Origin of the sequence: Bacteroides sp. D20, from assembly GCF_003436255.1 — a bacterium.
In the GTDB taxonomy this organism is placed as follows: Bacteria; Bacteroidota; Bacteroidia; order Bacteroidales; family Bacteroidaceae; genus Bacteroides; species Bacteroides uniformis.
In genome coordinates this window covers 74,322-91,302 of record NZ_QSOO01000011.1, presented here as the reverse complement: position 1 = coordinate 91,302, position 16,981 = coordinate 74,322, and the positions used below count along the sequence as shown (strand labels likewise).

The following is a 16,981-nucleotide window of genomic DNA, read 5'->3' as shown; positions in this document are numbered from 1 at the left end:
TAAGGAATGAAGAGAATATACCTGCTTGCCTATATCACTATATTGTGTTGTCTTTGTCCGCTTCTGAAAGCGCAGCTTGGCCCGATGCCGTTTACTCCGGTGCCGCCGAACGACCCTTCGCTTGTACGTCTCTTGAACAGTGACGTGCGGTGCAGGCAGTGGGTGGATTCCGTCATGCAGCGTCTGACTCTGAAAGAACGCATCGGACAACTGTTCATCTATACGATTGCCCCCCAGCAGGACAAGGCCAACAAGGAACTGCTGCGTAAGGTGGTGGAGGACTATAAGGTAGGCGGTCTGTTATTTTCCGGCGGATTGATGCAGAACCAGGTGATGTTGACCAATGAGGCGCAGCGGATGGCGGAAGTTCCGCTGATGATTACCTTTGACGGTGAATGGGGGCTGGCTATGCGCCTTCGCGGTACTCCGAACTTTCCGCGAAACATGGTGCTGGGCTGCATACAGAACGATACACTGATTTATGAATATGGGCGCGAGGTGGCCCGCCAATGCCGTGAACTGGGGGTGCAAGTGAATTTTGCTCCTGTAGCGGATGTGAATATCAATCCCAAGAATCCGGTTATCAATACCCGTTCCTTCGGTGAAAGTCCGTTCAATGTGGCGAACAAGGTTGTTGCCTACTCCAAAGGGTTGGAGGATGGTGGTGTACTTTCTGTCAGCAAGCACTTTCCGGGGCATGGGGATACGGATGTGGATTCTCATAAGGCGTTGCCCGTGCTGCCTTTTACCCGTGCCCGTCTGGACAGTATAGAGCTTTATCCTTTCAGAAAAGCCATTCGTGCCGGATTGGGAGGAATGATGGTGGGGCACTTGGAGGTGCCTACCATAGAGCCGCAAAAGGGGCTCCCGTCTTCGCTTTCGCGTAAGGTAGTTTCCGGTCTGTTGGTGAATGACCTCGGCTTTCAGGGGCTTGTCTTTACAGATGCCCTTGCCATGAAAGGGGTATCGGGCAATGAAAGCATCTGTTTGCAGGCGCTGAAAGCCGGCAATGATTTGCTGCTTGTCCCCCGGCGTATTAAGGAAGAAGTGGAGGCTGTGCTTGCCGCTGTGAAAAAAGGGGAGCTGACAGAGAAAGAGATAGAGGCGAAATGCCGTAAAGTACTGAAATATAAATATGCCCTTGGGTTGGAAAAGAAACCCCATGTACAGCTTTCAGGTTTGGGGACCCGCATCAATACTCCGAAAACGCGTGATTTGATGCGCCGGCTGAACTTGGCGGCCATCACTGTGCTGGATAACCGGGACGAGGTACTTCCGCTGGACCCTTCCATCGGTGAAGTTGCCGTGCTCAATGTGGGAGAAGCGCAGGAAATCCAGCCGTTCCTCAAGGAACTGTCGCAGTATACCCGTCCTGTGGAGTTCCGTTTGGGCAAGAATCTGCCGGAGGCTGACGGGAACCGTTTGAGAAATGCGCTGGCCAAGTACAAACGTATTCTGGTCTGTGTCACCGAACACCGTTTGACGCCCTATCAGAATTTCTTTGCAAAGTTCGCTCCTGACGTACCGGTGGTTTATCTGTTCTTTATTCCTGGCAAGCAGGTATTGCAGATAAAACAAGGGGACGCTGCTGCTGAAGCGGTGATTTTGGCACACTCCTCCAACGAGGAGGTACAGCGGCAGGTTGCCCGGATTGTTTATGGCAGCGCTTGTTCAGAGGGACGCTTGTCTGCCAGTATCGGTAGTCGGTTTGCTGCCGGTGCGGGAGTGACGCTGACTCCTCAAAGCGCCCCCCGCTTTGTACCCGAAGAGCATGGTATGAATTCCCGTCTGCTGGCTGAAATAGACAAGATAGCTGAAGAAGGCATTCGTGAAGGGGCTTACCCCGGCTGCCAGGTGGTGGTGCTGAAGGATGGCAGGGAGATGTATAATAAAGCTTTCGGTACCCACGTCTGGAACGAGGCCGGAAGCAAGGCGCTTCCCGTAAAGAAGACGGATGTATACGACATCGCTTCGCTGACAAAGACCACAGCCACGCTGCTTGCTGTGATGAAGTTGTACGATGGCGGACGCCTCAATCTTACAGACCGGGTGTCGGATTATCTGCCTTTCCTACAGGATACGGACAAGAAGAATATTACGGTACGCGAACTGCTGATGCATGAATCCGGTCTACCTTCTACCTTGCTATTCTATCAGGAAGCGATTGATGAAGAGAGCTACACCGGCACTTTGTTCAAGGCACGTCCCGATGCCCGGCATTCCGCACGCATCGGACGGCAGACTTGGGCGAACCCTAAGTTCCGCTTCCGTCAGGGACTGACGTCGAAGGTGCAGACACCGGAATATACGATGCAAGTGTCCGACAGCCTTTGGCTGAACCGTTCTTTCAAGCAGGAGTACTTGCAGAAGATTGTGGATACTCCGCTTAGAGATAAACGTTACCGTTATAGTTGTGTGGGCTTTATCTTGTTGCAGCAGTTGGTCGAGGCGCGCACCGGCATGTCTATGGACGAATATTTGGCCAAGGAATTCTATACTCCGATGGGATTGGAGCGTACGGGGTATCTTCCTCTGCGCTTCTTGAAGAAGGAAGATATTGTACCTTCATCAACAGATCCTTTCTTGCGTAAGACTACCTTGCAAGGATTTGTACATGATGAATCCGCAGCTTTTCAGGGTGGCGTTTCCGGTAATGCCGGGCTGTTCTCCACTGCCGAAGAAGTAGCAAAAGTCTATCAGATGTTGCTGAATGGGGGTGAACTGGACGGTAAACGCTATTTGAGCAAGGAGACCTGCAGGGTATTTACTACCACTGTCTCAAGGATAAGCCGCCGGGGGCTGGGATTTGATAAGCCCGACCGGCATAATCCCCAGAAGAGTCCCTGCGCAGAGTCTGCCCCTGCTTCTGTCTATGGTCATACCGGTTTCACGGGTACTTGCGCCTGGACAGACCCGGAGAACGGCTTGGTTTATGTCTTTTTGAGCAACCGCACCTATCCGGATGTGTGGAATAACAAGTTGATGAGGCTGGATATAAGGACGAGGATTCAGGAAGCTGTATATAAGGCGATGCTGGGAGGAAAAAAATAGCTGGTAGAATTAAAAAGAGCCTCCCTTGCTCACGCAGGAAAGGCTCTTTTCTTCTTCAATTTTGAAACAATTAAATTCTATCTGTTAAGCTTTAAGTGTGTGTCTTATCAGAACGCAATACCTACGCGCAGACCGAAATTGCTCAAACCGTCTACGCTGTACGTAAAGAGGTCACCTTTGTTCGTACCGTAGCTGTAATAGGCTGCGAAATGCAAGCCCGGTCCATAAGCCCAAGGATACACATTGAAACCAATTTCAGGAGATACATAGAAACCCCATGTATCTTTGTTGGCTTCGAATACGTTGAAAGTTGACTTCAACTGTGCATATTCAGCACCCAGTTTTACACCGGCATACGGCTGGAATGCACCTCCACGGTTCCATACATAGCGGGAGGCCAGACCGAAAGGCAACTGGAATGCAGTGTGCTGCTGGTCGGTATTCAGACTGCCGCCTTCGCCTACGGGAAGTGTCTGGCGACCGAAATACTCATGGTTGCTATGGTAGTTCAAGAAAGCTCCCAATGCAAAATTGTCTGTCAGGAAGTAACCGCCTTCAAAATTCATACCCCAGCCGCTTGATTTGTCGGCGAAGTTGTTGCTGAGGGGAAAGTTATATTGCCAGTCGATATTGGCATAACCGTTATCGGTCATCTGTGCCTTCGTCGGTAGGGCGAAGACGAGAGCAAGAGCGGCAACCGCAAATACTCTCAAGGAAAGATATTTTATTGTTTTCATACTTTGTTCTTGTTTTTTGGTTCAATGGCAACTTCCCAGTCCGGAAAGGATGCTGCCGTATTATTCTTGTTACCTTAATATTGGGTAACCCGTCATTTGTCACTTATAGCTCGTAGCTTGTCACTACTTGTTAGTCAGGTAAGTTGATTGAGTGAAAGCTTGGTTCACACCTTGCACGGCAAGTTTGGTATTGACAGAAGTAGAACCACTCAGCAAGCCGCTCATATAGCTGGTCCACAGAACAGGAAGTTTCTCGCTCTGGCCTTGCGGCGCCTCCAGATTCAACAATTCGCTGATAAAGGAACCGGTGCTGTAGGAATAGTTCACGGCATAGGGATAATACCATCCGCCCCAGTTGCCCCAGTAAGGAGCATCCCAGTAGCCTGGATAGTTCCACCACCATTCGGGACGTCCGTAGTCGGTGAAGTAATAGGTACTTCTGACATAGCTTACCTGCAAGCCAAGGTCGGCTTCTTCCCGGTCATCCACACGGATGTAGCCGCGGCTGTTCATGTTAGCAACATAAGCGCTGAGAATTTCCTGGGCATTCTCATCTTTCCAGTATTCGGCGTTTTCCTTATCACCGATGACCAGAATGCTGTCCGGCAAGTAATAAGTTTCGAAGGTTTTGAAATCCGCCTTCTTGTCATAGTTGGTATAAACCAGATAATTATTGTCCAGCTTATCCATGTCAGGGTCTTTTTCGCAAGATGCAAGCGTCACTGCAAAGACCGCTAATAATAGGGGAATAAATTTCTTCATACTTTTATAATTGTTTAGGTTTAATATAAATTCCTGCCCTATGGTACCTTAGGCTTTTGTGAGAAAAAACAAGATAGGATATAAAAGGTTCACGTAGAGGTATGTTAAAAGTGATAAAGGAATAGGGTGACAGCACTTTTAACGTAACTGTCACCCTATTGCACTTATCATGTCATTACTTTATCACCCTATCATCTTTTCCATATCCGTGCTGTCCATCCTCCTCCGGGTGCCATGTGTATGTTCAGCTTGTCTCCCGAGGTCACGGTGCGTACTTCTTTCTTGTAGTCGGTTGCTTCCCGGTCGGCATTGATGCCGTCGGAAAAGATTTCGGCTTCGTAACTTCCTTCTCCGAGGAAGGAAAGGTCGATGGTACAGTCGCGTGGTGTCCAGTCGGTCATGGAGGCGATGTACCAGACGTCTCCCTTGCGGCGTGCCAGTGTAAGGTATTCGCCTACTTCACCGTCCAGTGCCACGGTCTCGTCGAAAACGGTAGGCACTTTGGCAATGAAGTCCGTGCATTCCTGCTCCTTCATATATTTGCTGGGGCTGTCGGCAAGCATTTGCAGCGGGGCTTCGAAGAGGGTGTACATCGCCATCTGGTGGACGCGCGTACCCTGGCTCATCGGATGGTCGTTGACGGCACGGAAGGTTTCGCGGGTTGCGTTCATTGTGGCTCCCGGTGTGTAGTCCATCGGGCCTATAAGCATACGCAGGTAGGGAGCAGTCACGTCATAGCGTGGGAAGTTGTGGAGGGGGGCTCCGTTCACTATCGGTTCCCATTTGGCGTTCTCCAATCCCTTTACACCTTCAAAGTTCAGGACGTTGGGATAGGTGCGCTGTATACCGTATGGCTTGAGGCCATGCAGGTCCAATACCAGGCGGTGCTCGGCGGCGCAGGCTACAATACGTTCTACAGACTGTACCAGTGGCTGGTCGTCACGGTCGAAGAAGTCTATCTTGAAGCCTTTGATACCCATCTGTGCATAGTGGCTGAATGCAGCTTCCGTATCTTTGGCAGAGTTTCGCCAGCTTGCCCAGAGAATGATGCCGACGCCCTTCTGGTTTCCGTAGGCTACCAGTTCCTTTAAGTCGATATCCGGATTCAGGTCTTTCAATAAGGATTCGTTTCCGCTCCAGCCGTCATCGATGATGATATATTCCAGGTTGTTGTCGGCGGCAAAGTCGATGAATGCCTTATAAGTCGGGGTGTTCATGCCGGCTTTGAAGTCTACGCCAGTCAGGTTGCAGGTGTTCCACCAGTCCCAAGCCACTTTGCCGGGTTTAATCCAGGAAATGTCTTTGATGCGGCAGGCGGGGGCAAGACGCTGTGCCATGTCATTGTCGGCAAGCTGCGTGTCCTTTTCGGTGACGAGCACCACACGCCAGGGGAGCTCCTGCTTGGCACAACGGGCGATGTAGTCTGCACGTTTTGTCGGTATCAGGTTCAGCCGGTTGTGTCCGCCGATTATTTCCTCCAGCGGATAGGGGGCAAATGCTGCCTGCACTCCTTGACGTGTCTGGGGATTTACAGTGAGGAACATGCCGGGATAGTTTTCCAATCCGGCTTCCATGATAACGGCTTTCTTTCCTCCGTCCAGGCAAACCATCAGTGGGGTGATGGAGAGTGAGTCGGTGTGCATTTTGGACAACGGGGCTTCGTCGTAGTAAGACTCGAAGGAGAAGCAATAGCGCTCACCGTTGCGGTTGTCGTTTATGTAAGGTACAAATGCCTGGTAATCCTTGTCGAAATTGAAGTCCGCAGTTTCGTTGAGGACGATAAACGGCTTGTTCTGTTCGGAAATGAAGCGATAGGCAGCGCCGTCATCGTATGCGCGGAACTGTACGCTGTAGCCTCCGCGGCATTTCAGTGTCAACTGGTTGTAGACATCCTTCACACTTGCTTTTTTATAGAGGGGAGTGGGGAAGGAGGACTCCACAGACTTGCGTTCTGCACGGATTACTTTTACATTTTTACCGAAAGTTATTGCTTTCTTGGCTGATTTTTCATCTCTGCCTTGCAGGGCGATGGCAGAGGGTTGCAGCACCGTGGTTCCGTCGTGTGCTATCTGCCAGGTGAGGGCTTCTCCGGCATCTACCGTAACGGATAGTTTTCCGTTGGGTGATGCAAGTTGGTATTGCTGTGCACGGACCGTGCCCAAGCAAAGGAATAATAAACAAAAAGTTTGAATAAGGAGGCTTTTCATGTTGATTTATTTTTGAATGATTTTCTTTATCTTCTCCAGTTCCTCGGCAGAGAAGTCTGTATTTTCAGTCGCTTTCAGGTTATCTGCCAGTTGGGTAACGGAGCTCGCTCCGATGATGACGCTTGTCACCAGGTCGTCCTTCAACAACCAGGCAAGTGACATCTCGGCAAGGGTTTGTCCGCGTGAGGCAGCAACTTCGTTGAGTGCCTTGATTTTTTGCAGCGTCTCGTCGGTCAGTGCTTCTTTCTTCAGGAAAGCCCCCTTTGCCATGCGCGAATCTTCGGGAATACCATTCAGGTAGCGGTTGGTCAGCAGGCCCTGCGCCAGCGGGGAGAAGGCGATGAAGCCGGTTCCGTTCCCTTTGGCTTGCTGCAGGATACCTTCTTCTTCCGGTTCGCGGTTGAAGAGATTGTATCTGCCTTGATAGAGCAGGCAGTGTACATCCCGTTCTTCCAGGTATTTGTAGGCAAACTCAGCCGCCTCTTTGGGATATTTGGAGATTCCTACATAGAGTGCTTTGCCTTGCCGTACGATATCAACCAGTGCTTGCAGGGTCTCTTCAAGCGGAGTATCCGGGTCGTAGCGGTGGGAGTAGAAGATGTCCACATACTCCAGGTTCATCCGTTTCAGACTTTGGTTGAGGCTGCTCATCAGGTACTTGCGTGAGCCCCACTCCCCGTAGGGGCCGGGCCACATGTCGTGTCCGGCCTTGGTGGAGATGAACAGTTCGTCCCGATAGGGCATGAAGGATTTCTTCATAATCATTCCGAAAGTCTCTTCGGCGGAACCGTAGGAAGGACCGTAATTGTTGGCGAGGTCGAAATGCGTGATTCCACGGTCGAAGGCATAGTGCGCCATGGCCTGGGAATTGGCAAATGTGTTCACGTCGCCGAAGTTGTGCCACAATCCGAGTGATATTTCCGGCAGCAGGATGCCGCTTTGCCCGCAACGGCGGAATTTCATGCCGTTGTCATAGCGTTCGGGCGCTGGAGAATAAATAGGGTTTATCATGATATTGTATTTTGTGGGTTATCCCATTATTACTTCTACTGTATGCGTGCCCGGCAGATGGTTCACCACATTGCCTTCTATCGGCTGGCCGTCTACTGTGACGGACTTGATGCCTTTGCACACACCATCGGGATTCTTCACGGTAATATGATATTCTGCCCCGCGGAACCTACGCTTCACGTTGAAGCCTTTCCAGCCTGCCGGGATACAAGGATTGATTTCCAGACCTTCATACGAAGGCTTGATGCCGAGTATGAATTGCGTGATGGCATACCACATCCAGGCAGCCGTTCCAGTCAGCCAGCTGTTCTTGCCTTCACCAGGGCGGGCGGCGTCCTTGCCGGCCACCATCTGGCAGCATACGTAAGGTTCTACTTTATGCAGGGCACTGTGCTCTTCGGTGTACGACGGGCATATCTTGCGGAAATACTCCCAGGAACGGTCACCCCGTCCCAGTACGGTTTCTCCGATGATGACCCACGGGTTGTTGTGGCAGAAGATACCTGCGTTCTCCTTGTAGCCGGCGGGATAGGTGGAGATTTCTCCATACTCCACAACATAGCGGGTGAAGGGTGGATTGTTGAGTACAATACCGTGCTCGCAGTCCAGGCGTTCCTTTACGGAGTCCAGCGCTTTTTTTACCATGCCTTCTTCCAGTCCGATGCCTGCCATGGTGCACCAGCCTTGCGATTCGATGAAGATTTGTCCTTCTTCGTTCTCTTTGGAGCCTACCTTGTGGCCGAAGTAATCGTAGGCGCGCAGATACCAGTCTCCGTCCCAGCCGTGTTTTTTTACGGCTTCCACCATATTGTCTATGTAGGTTTGCGCTCTGTTTGCTTCGTCGTCTTTACCCAGGCGGCGGCACAGCTCCACGTAGTCGCGTCCGCATACCACGAACAAGCCGGCAATCATCAGCGATTCTGCCTGGCTGCCTTCCGTCTGGTTTTCCGTGGTCTGGAAGGATTCATTCGGATCCCAGGAGAAGCAGTTCAGGTTCAGGCAGTCGTTCCAGTCGGCACGGCCGATGAGGGGCAACATGTGGGGGCCGAGGTTCTCGATGACGTGGTTGAAGGAGACGCGCAGGTGCTCGAACAGAGACACTTCCGAACCTTCTTTGTTGTCGAAGGGGACGGGCTCATCCAGGATACTGAAGTCTCCCGATTCCTTGATGTATGCCACCGTACCGAAGATAAGCCACATGGGGTCATCGTTGAAGCCGCCGCCGATGTCGTTGTTGCCGCGTTTGGTCAGCGGTTGGTATTGGTGGTAGCATCCTCCGTCGGGGAATTGGGTAGAAGCTATGTCGATGATTCGTTCGCGGGCTCGTTCCGGTATCTGATGCACGAAGCCCACGAGGTCCTGGTTGGAGTCGCGGAAACCCATTCCACGACCGATGCCGCTCTCGAAGAAAGAGGCGGAACGGGACATGTTGAAGGTAATCATGCACTGATACTGGTTCCAGATGTTCACCATGCGGTCCAGTTTTTCTTCGTCGGTCTTCACGACGTAGATGTCCAGCAGGCGGTCCCAGTAGGCTTTCAGTTCGGCAAAGGCAGCATCTACTTTGGCGGTAGTGTCGAAGGCCGAAATCATCGCCTTAGCCTTTACCTTATTTATAATAGGTGAAGAGGGTACACTCTGCTTGAACGCTTCATGCAGAGATTCTTCACGTTCCTCGAACTTTGCCTCCTGCTTGTTTTCCACATAGCCCAGCAGGAAGATGAAGTCGCGGCTTTCGCCGGGTTGCAGTTCTACTTCCAGATAGTGCGAGGCGATGGGACTCCAACCGTGGGCAATGCTGTTGCCCGGTCTGCCTTCTACTACCCGTTCCGGGTCGGCAAACTCGTTGTAGAGTCCCACGAATGTTTCGCGGTCGGTATCGAAACCGTCTACGGGTGTATTGACACTGTAGAAGGCGTAGTGATTGCGGCGTTCCTTGTATTCCGTCTTGTGGTAGATGACAGACCCGTCCACTTCCACCTCTCCCGTGGAGAAGTTACGCTGGAAGTTCTCCATGTCCGTAGCGGCATTCCACAAGCACCATTCGGCAAAGGAGAATAGTTTGAGTTTTCTCACTTTGGCAGAAGTATTCCGCAAGGTCAGCTTCTGCACCTCTCCCCAGGTCTTCAGTGGGACGAAGAAGAGCAGGCTGGCTTCGATGCCGTCTTTGGATCCGGTGATGCGGGTGTAGCTCATGCCGTGGCGACACTCGTAACTGTCGAGTGCAGTCTTGCAGGGCTTCCAGGTGGGAGACCATACGTTGCCGCCTTCATTGATGTAGAAGTAGCGTCCCCCGTTGTCCATCGGCACGTTGTTGTAGCGGTAGCGGGTGATGCGGCGGAACTTGGCGTCCTTGTAGAAGGAATAGCCTCCGGCAGTATTGGAGATGAGTGAGAAGAAATCTTCATTGCCCAGGTAGTTAATCCATGGCCAAGGTGTCTTGGGGTCGGTAATGACGTATTCGCGGTTGTCGTCATCGAAATATCCGAATCTTTTGTCTTGCATATTATTTCTTGTATTTAGTTTGATACATTCTTCATTAGTTGTGCCATCCGGCCATTTTCCCGGAAGCACGCTTCAAATTTAAAAACTTTTCTCCTATCACCCTTGTTTGCCCGGCGTGTTTTTTCCCCTCGGAAACATGAAGTACCGGAAAATGATACAAAAGTATCACCGCACGAATCTTTTTCGCTCTATCTTTGTAAACACATTTTATGATTAACCGATATGAAACACTTATTCGCATTTCTGTTCCTTCTTGGAATTACCTTTTCTCTTTCTGCCCAATCCGTCCGCGAACGTATTTTGCTGGACGACGGCTGGCAGTTTGCTTTTGGCAATGCTTCCTCACCGGAGAAAGACTTCGGCTGCGGAACGGAGTACTTCAACTATCTGACCAAGGCAGCCTCTATCCATAACGAGGGTCCTTACTCCCCCAAGTTCAATCCGGAGAAGTGGGGCGTGGACTGGAAGACGGTCAACCTTCCGCATGACTGGGTGGTTGATTTGCCTTATGCCAAAGAGGCGAGCCACAGTCATGGTTATAAAGCCGTCGGCTATAAATTCCCCGAAAACTCTGTGGGATGGTATCGGAAAAGTATCACTGTTCCGCAAGAGGACCTCGGCAAGCATCTTTATCTTCAGTTCGACGGTATCTTCCGTGATGCCCGTATCTGGATAAACGGTTTCTACCTGGGACACGAACCCAGCGGCTATGCCACGCAGGTATACGACATTACGGAATACCTGAATTACGGAGAAGAGAATCTTATCTGCGTCCGTGCGGATGCCACGCTCGAGGAGGGCTGGTTTTACGAGGGTGCGGGCATCTACCGCCATGTATGGCTGAACAAGACGGCGCCGTTGCATGTAGCTCCTTTCGGCGTATTTGTATCTTCCACGCTGGAAGCTCCTTTCGACAAGGCTGTGCTGGTGACCGAAGTGCAGATGAAGAATTCGGGAAAAGACCCCGTCTCCGGCAAAGTATGGTGCCGTCTGCTTGATGCCGACGGACAAGTGCAGATGGAGGACGAGGCGGAAGAGATAACCCTGCTGCCGCAAGAAACGCGTAGCGTAAAGGTGCGTACCAAAGTGCTGAATCCCCAGCTATGGAGTACAGAACATCCTTACCTTTATAAAATGGAAACCAGCGTCTGGCAAAACGGTAGGCAGGTGGACGTGGTGGCCACCCCGATTGGTATTCGCGACATCCGCTTCGATGCCGACAAGGGCTTCCTCCTGAACGGACAGCCTCTGAAACTGAAAGGTGTGAACATGCACCAAGACCACCCCGGAGTAGGTGCCGGCATTCCCGATGCCCTGCAAGTGTACCGACTGAAGGAACTGAAGAAGTTCGGCTGCAATGCCTGCCGTTCTTCCCATAACCCGATGACTCCCGAAATGCTCGATGCCTGCGACAGCCTCGGCATTCTTGTGATAGAGGAAAACCGTCTGACGGGCGTCAACGAGGAACATACCCGCCTGCTGAAACGTATGATAGACCGCGACCGCAACCATCCGTGCATCATCCTTTGGAGCGTAGGCAACGAGGAGTGGGGCATCGAGTGGAAAGAAAGCGGTACACGCATTGCTGCCACGATGCGCGAATATTGCCACCGTTTCGACCCTACGCGCCTCATGACCGTTGCTTCGAGCAGTGGCCCTGCCATCTTGATTCCCGCAGACGTGGCCGGTTATAACTACATCCTTCAGAACCCTGTGGAGCAGCACCGCAAGGATTATCCCGGTCGCCGGGCGCTCGGTTCGGAAGAGACCACGGGCTGTGGTACGCGCGGCATCTACTTTGATGCCCACGGCAAAGGCCACATGGTGGCGCACAACCGTAAACCGAACGGGCCTGACAGCCTGCTGAACTGCATCGAGCGTGGCTGGAAATTCTATGACGAACGCCCCTATCTGGCAGGTCTTTTCTATTGGACGGGTTTCGACTACCGCGGCGAGCCCAACCCCATGAAGTTCCCGGCTACGGGCTCACAATTCGGCATTCTGGACTACTGTGGCTTCCCCAAGGACGAAGCCTGGTATCTGAAGTCCTGGTGGACGAATGAGCCGGTGCTGCACATCCTTCCTCACTGGAATCTGCAAGGTCACGAAGGTGATAGCATCGACATTTGGGTATACAGCAACTGCGATGAAGTGGAACTGACTGTGAACGGCAAGAAACTGGATCGCAAACCGATGCCCCGAAACGGCCATCTTTCCTGGAAAGCCGTTTTCCAGCCCGGTGCAGTGAAGGCTGTAGGCTATAAGAACGGCAAAAAAATATTGGCCCGTACTGTGGAGACTACCGGTGCTCCTGCCCGTATCTCCCTGACGGCAGACCGTCCCGTCATTCAGGCAGACAATCGGGATGTGGCAGTGTGTAATATTGAGTTGCAGGACAAAAAGAAACGTTTTGTCCCCACTGCCTGCAACGACTTGACGATAACCGTTTCCGGTCCGGTACGCATCCTTGGGGTGGGGAATGGAGACCCCGCTTATCAGGCTACGGAACGTCCGGCCGACGCCGATGCCCGCACCTATCAGGTAAAGGCATTCAACGGACTTGCACAGGTGCTGTTGCAAAGTACCGGCGAAGCGGGAGAAGCCACACTGACGGTCGTTTCGGAAAACCTGCCGGAAACTTCCTGTGTCTTGAAGTTGCAGAAGTAAGCGGCTTATCATTTATATCATCCGGCGAAGCGGAGACCTTTCTCTTGTCTATGGGGCAAGAGAGGGATCTCCGCTTCTTTCTTCCTCAAACTATAGTGTGTAAGTGTACGAGATGCGCATCTCATACATCCTTACATTAGAGCCTGAGGGGGAGAAGAACGGAAGTTTTGCTTTTCCGGGTGGGACTTTCCCGGGTATCTGCTCATATATAACAATTATTACCTCTAAATGTAACAAATGGTACTGTTGTGGGATTAAAAAGAATGAGTATATTTGTGGCATGATATTTTTTTAACCAATGCCTATGGAAAACCAGAACTATATCATGAGGGAAATAACCCCTCTGTCGGAACGTGACTGTTTCTATATTGCCGATCGTCGCAAAACAGAATTTACCTACCCCATCCATTGTCACGCAGAGTATGAACTGAACTTCACGGAACATGCTTCCGGCGTACGTCGTGTGGTGGGCGATTCTGCCGAGATTATCGGTGATTATGACCTGGTGCTGATAACCGGTAAGGAGTTGGAGCATGTATGGGAGCAACATGAATGTACCTCCGGGGATATTCGGGAGATTACCATTCAGTTCTCTCCCGACTTGTTCTTCGGGAACGTTGTCAACAAGAACCAGTTCGACAGTATCCGTCGGATGCTGGAGCGTGCACAGTGCGGACTTAGTTTCCCCATGCAGGCCATCATGAAGGTGTACAACTGGCTGGATAAGCTGGCTTCCGAGGAGCAGGGCTTTTATGCCGTGATGAACTTTCTCCGTATCCTTTACGAACTTTCCCTCTATGACAATGCCCGGGTGTTGTCCAGTTCTTCGTTTGCCAAGATAGAGACTTTCTCTGACAGCCGCCGGGTACAGAAGGTGCAGAAATACATTTCCACCCATTATCAGGAGGATATCCGGTTGGCTTCATTGGCCGATATGGTGGGCATGACCCCGGTCTCTTTCAGCCGTTTCTTTCGCCTGCGCACCGGCAAGACGCTTTCCGACTACATTATTGATATCCGTCTGGGCTTTGCCACGCGTATGTTGGTAGATTCCACGCGTACCATTGCAGAGGTGTGCTATGACTGCGGCTTCAACAATCTGTCCAATTTCAATCGTATGTTCAAGCGGAAGAAGGGATGCTCGCCGAAGGAATTCCGTGAGAATTATCGGAAAAAGAAGCTGGTGATATGATAAAAAAGTATTGGTATTCTTCATTGAAAGTGCCTATTTTTGCACCAATGATTAATACTAATATCTGATATCATGAAAAGAGTTTTTTCCTTATTTTTATGTCTGCTGTGTGTATGTGCTGTGACGGCGCAGATACGCGGCAATGAAATCCGTGTAGTCGTTTCACCCGACCATAGCGATTGGGTGTATCGTCTGAATGAGAAGTGTACGTTTACCGTCCGGGTGCTGAAGGCACAGAACCTCTTGTCCGATGTCAAGATTGACTATGAACTGGGCCCCGAGATGTATCCTACTGAAGTAAAGAAAGACGTGGTGCTGAAAGATGGTACCTTGAAGTTGCAAGGCACGATGAAGACTGCAGGCTTCTTGCGTTGCAAGGTCAAGGCGCATGTGGACGGCCGGACTTATGAAGGGCTGGCTACATCGGCCTATGCTCCCGAGCAGCTGCAACCTGTGACGAAACTTCCTGCCGATTTTCGGGATTATTGGGCCAAGACCTTGGAAGAGGCGCGCAAGACTCCGTTGAATCCCCTTATGACGCTGCTTCCCGAACGCTGTACGGAAACGGATAATGTATATCAGGTCAGCTTCCAGACAAAAGCTTGGGGAGGACGTTTTTACGGTATTCTCAGTATTCCCAAGAAAGAAGGGAAGTATCCGGCTTTGCTGCGTGTGCCCGGTGCGGGTGTCCGCCCTTATGCGGGAGATACGTATACGGCTCCTGGAAAGGTGATTACATTGGAGGTGGGTATCCACGGCATTCCCGTCACGATGCAGCAGTCTGTATATGATGCGCTGGCAGGTGGGGCGCTGAGCAATTACTGGACGTTCGGCCGCGACAGCCGGGATGCTTCTTACTATAACCGTGTGGTGGTAGGCGCTTTGCGTGCTGTGGATTTTATCTGTTCGCTGCCGCAGTACAACGGGAAGGCGCTGGGCGTTACGGGCTCCAGCCAGGGCGGTGCCTTGTCTGTGATTACGGCGGCTCTTGATTCGCGCGTTACTTTCCTGGCGGCTGTTCATCCTGCCTTATGCGACCACGAAGCGTTCTTCAAGAAGCGCGCTTGCGGCTGGCCCCATTATTTCTATTATTACGGTGCTCCCGATGAAAAGCAGCTTGAAACGGTGCGCTATTATGATACGGCAAACTTTGCCCGCCTGCTGAATGTGCCCGGTTGGTTCAGTTGGGGGTATAACGATGAGGTCTGTCCTCCCACTTCCATGTATGCAGCCTACAATGTGATTTCTTCTCCGAAGGAACTGCATCCTTATCTGGAAACCGGGCATTACTGGTATCAGGAACAGTGGGATGAATGGCTGGACTGGATACGGAGACAACTTAATGTGCCAATGTGATTAATCACATTGGCACATTAATCTGATAATATAGTATCATTTTTTATGATATGAGCCGCGTATCTTTGTGTATCGCTTAAAAACTGATAATATGAAGAAACAATTCCTTTTGCTGACAGTACTTTTATTCCTTTTGGGGGCATGTGCCCCTAAGCCTGCGGAGCATTCGTTTATTAAGGTCAATGCCGATGGACAGTTCGTTCGCGACGGAAAACCCTATTATTTTGTAGGTACCAATTTCTGGTACGGTGCCATTCTTGGTTCCGAAGGTGAAGGCGGCAATCGTGAACGGTTGCATAAGGAGCTGGACTTTCTGAAAAGTATTGGCATCAACAACCTGCGCGTATTGGTGGGTGCTGACGGTGAAAATGGCATAAAGACGCGGGTAGAGCCCTCTTTACAAGTGGCACCGGGCGTCTATAATGATACTATTTTAGCCGGATTGGATTATTTTATGAATGAACTGCGTGAACGTGATATGACAGCTGTCCTCTATTTGAACAATTCCTGGGAATGGAGCGGTGGCTATTCCGTTTACCTGCAATGGTCCGGACACGGTGATGCCGTGGTACCTGCCGTAGACGGATGGCCCGCCTATATGGAGTATGTCAAGCAGTTCCCCCAATCGGACAGCGCGAAGGCCTTGTTTGCCAATCATGTCAATTATATTGTTTCACGCACCAATAGGTATAATCAGATAAAATATGTGGATGACCCCACTATTATGTCTTGGCAGATTGGTAACGAGCCTCGCGCTTTCTCTGACGAGAACAAGGAACCGTTTGCCCGCTGGATGGCCGATGTGGCTGCACAAATCAAGTCACTTGACCCGAACCACATGGTGTCTTCCGGCAGTGAGGGCTCGTGGGGATGCGAAATGGATATGAATCTTTTCGAGAAGATTCATGCCGACCCCAACATCAATTATCTGAATATCCACATCTGGCCTTACAACTGGAGTTGGGTGAAGGCGGACAGCCTGAAGGAACTTCTTCCGCGTGCCAAGGAAAATACTAAGAAGTATATAGATGACCACATGGTCATTGCTCGGAAGTACAGCAAGCCGATTGTTTTGGAGGAGTTCGGTTTTCCCCGTGACGGTTTCAGCTTTTCCAAAGAGGCACCGACCACTGCCCGCGATGAATATTACCGTTATGTATTCGACCTCATCCGCCAGGACCGTGAGAGCGGCGGACTCTTTGCCGGATGCAACTTCTGGGCATGGGGTGGTTTTGCCGGACAAAATCCCGACCATGTATTCTGGGAAAAGGGAGATGACTATACCGGTGACCCGGCTCAAGAACAACAAGGACTGAACTCTGTCTTTGCCACAGACAGCACTATTGAAATAATTAAAGCGGAAAACCGGAAGCTGCAAAATTGAACCTATCCGTGCTTTTCCGTGTAATCCCTGCCTGAAAATTAGAATGTAAGCGTGTACAAAGCGTTTGTACCGTTATATAAGAAAGATTATTACTCTAAATACTAAGTAT

The 16,981-nt window shown here is 51.0% G+C and carries 10 protein-coding genes; 5 read left to right on the top strand and 5 right to left on the bottom strand.

Annotated features, from left to right (window positions below; genetic code table 11):
* Positions 1–6 precede the first annotated feature (6 nt).
* Positions 7–3,051, top strand: a complete 3,045-nt coding sequence (locus DXD78_RS12545) for a glycoside hydrolase family 3 N-terminal domain-containing protein (RefSeq protein ID WP_005825051.1) — start codon at positions 7–9, stop codon at positions 3,049–3,051.
* A gap of 107 nt (positions 3,052–3,158) precedes the next feature.
* On the opposite strand, the gene DXD78_RS12540 is transcribed toward DXD78_RS12545, so the two are convergent.
* The 5 genes from DXD78_RS12540 to DXD78_RS12520 form a co-directional block, all read right to left on the bottom strand.
* Positions 3,159–3,788, bottom strand: a complete 630-nt coding sequence (locus tag DXD78_RS12540; RefSeq protein ID WP_005834794.1) for an outer membrane beta-barrel protein — start codon at positions 3,786–3,788, stop codon at positions 3,159–3,161.
* 123 nt (positions 3,789–3,911) lie between these two features.
* On the bottom strand, positions 3,912–4,550 hold the full coding sequence (locus tag DXD78_RS12535) for a DUF4136 domain-containing protein (RefSeq protein WP_005834796.1): 639 nt from the start codon (positions 4,548–4,550) through the stop codon (positions 3,912–3,914).
* Between the two features lie 191 nt (positions 4,551–4,741).
* Positions 4,742–6,757, bottom strand: coding sequence for a glycoside hydrolase family 97 protein (locus DXD78_RS12530; RefSeq protein WP_009037791.1), 2,016 nt, complete (start codon positions 6,755–6,757; stop codon positions 4,742–4,744).
* A gap of 6 nt (positions 6,758–6,763) precedes the next feature.
* Positions 6,764–7,768 carry an aldo/keto reductase gene (locus DXD78_RS12525; protein ID WP_009037792.1) on the bottom strand — a complete coding sequence of 335 codons (1,005 nt, stop codon included), beginning with the start codon at positions 7,766–7,768 and terminating at the stop codon, positions 6,764–6,766.
* An 18-nt stretch (positions 7,769–7,786) separates the two neighbouring features.
* Positions 7,787–10,273, bottom strand: coding sequence for a GH36-type glycosyl hydrolase domain-containing protein (locus DXD78_RS12520; RefSeq protein WP_005834800.1), 2,487 nt, complete (start codon positions 10,271–10,273; stop codon positions 7,787–7,789).
* A gap of 222 nt (positions 10,274–10,495) precedes the next feature.
* Here DXD78_RS12520 and galA point away from each other — a divergent pair, with 222 nt between their 5' ends.
* The 4 genes from galA (at position 10,496) to DXD78_RS12500 (ending at position 16,872) form a co-directional block, all read left to right on the top strand.
* Positions 10,496–12,940 carry a beta-galactosidase GalA gene (galA, locus tag DXD78_RS12515; protein WP_005834802.1) on the top strand — a complete coding sequence of 815 codons (2,445 nt, stop codon included), beginning with the start codon at positions 10,496–10,498 and terminating at the stop codon, positions 12,938–12,940.
* A gap of 304 nt (positions 12,941–13,244) precedes the next feature.
* Entirely contained in the window at positions 13,245–14,132 is an 888-nt protein-coding gene (locus tag DXD78_RS12510; RefSeq protein WP_009037794.1) for an AraC family transcriptional regulator, read from the top strand.
* A 72-nt stretch (positions 14,133–14,204) separates the two neighbouring features.
* A complete protein-coding gene (locus DXD78_RS12505; protein WP_005834805.1) occupies positions 14,205–15,488 on the top strand; it encodes an acetylxylan esterase in 1,284 nt (427 codons plus the stop codon).
* Positions 15,489–15,579: 91 nt separating this feature from the next.
* Positions 15,580–16,872, top strand: coding sequence for a beta-galactosidase (locus tag DXD78_RS12500; protein ID WP_005825026.1), 1,293 nt, complete (start codon positions 15,580–15,582; stop codon positions 16,870–16,872).
* Positions 16,873–16,981: the final 109 nt, after the last annotated feature.